This window comes from Streptomyces niveiscabiei (genome assembly GCF_001419795.1).
GTDB classification, from domain to species: Bacteria; Actinomycetota; Actinomycetes; order Streptomycetales; family Streptomycetaceae; genus Streptomyces; species Streptomyces niveiscabiei.
The window spans coordinates 1-1236 of the sequence record NZ_LIRL01001140.1; the positions used below are offsets into that span (position 1 = coordinate 1).

Below are 1236 nucleotides of genomic sequence, written 5' to 3' on the forward strand. Positions count from 1 at the left end.
CGGGTGGAAGGGGGCGTTCGTGGGGGGCGTCGGGCGAAATGTGTGTGGCACTCTGAGCCGGTGTTCGGGACTGGACGGACTGGCGGCGGGGGCTTTCCGCGATGAGCGTTGACGGGCGGGACGAGTCGCAGGGCGGCGACACCGGTGAGCTCGACGCGCCGCAGGTTCCTCCGCAGCGTGAACGGCGTGACGAGAGCGTGCTGCCGCCGCTGCGGGAGCTGCCTCCCGCCGACGCCGACCTCATCGCCTCCATGCGCGCCGGGGACGACACGGCGTACGAGGAGCTCTACCGTCGGCACGCCGACGCCGTACGGCGCTATGCGCGCACCTGCTGCCGGGACGGGCACACCGCCGACGACCTCACCGCCGAGGTGTTCGCGCGGATGCTCCAGGCGGTGCGGGGCGGGTCGGGGCCCGAGTACGCCGTACGCGCCTATCTGCTGACGTCCGTGCGGCGGGTCGCCGCGCAGTGGACCCAGTCGGCGAAGCGGGAGCAGCTCGTCGACGACTTCGCCGTGTTCGCGGCGCAGGCGGCCGGGCGGGCCTCCGAGGTCGGGGACGACGACACGCTGGAACTCGGCGCCGACGTACGGGCCATGCACGAGGCCGAGCAGTCCATGGCCATGCAGGCGTTCCGGTCGCTGCCCGAGCGGTGGCAGGCCGTGCTGTGGCACACCGAGGTCGAGGACGAGTCGCCCAGCGAGGTCGCGACGCTGTTCGGGCTCGACGCGAACGGGACGCGGGTGCTGGCCTCCCGGGCCCGCGAAGGGCTCAAGCAGGCGTATCTCCAGGCCCACGTCTCCGCGACGCTGACCTCCGACGAGGAGTGCAGCCGGTACGCCGATCAGCTCGGGACGTACGCGCGCAAGCGGTTGCGGACGCGGGCCGAGCGGGGGCTGCGCAAGCATCTCGAAGAGTGCGCGAAGTGCCGGCTGGCGGCGTTGCAGATCGAGGAGGTCGCCAGCGGGATCCCGGCGGTCGTGCCGATCGCGGTCATCGGGTGGTTCGGGGCCGCGGGGTACGCGAAGGCGGCCGCGCTCATCGCGGGTGGCGTGGGGGCGGCGGCACCGCCGACACCGGCGGCCCCCGCCCCCACGCCACCCGCGATGAGCGCGGCCCCCTTCGCGTACCCCGCGGCCCCTAACCACCCGATGACCGGGATCGGCACGACCGCGGGGATCCCGCTGGCGACCCACCCGAAATGCAACGCCGCCAGCCGGCACTTCGCGCACTCTC

1 protein-coding gene is annotated in these 1236 nt (G+C 73.8%); it reads left to right on the top strand.

The window, feature by feature from the left end; translation table 11 throughout:
- Positions 1-101: 101 nt before the first annotated feature.
- The coding region (locus tag AOK24_RS41070; protein WP_240554372.1) for an RNA polymerase sigma factor at positions 102-1236 on the top strand (1135 nt) is incomplete at its 3' end.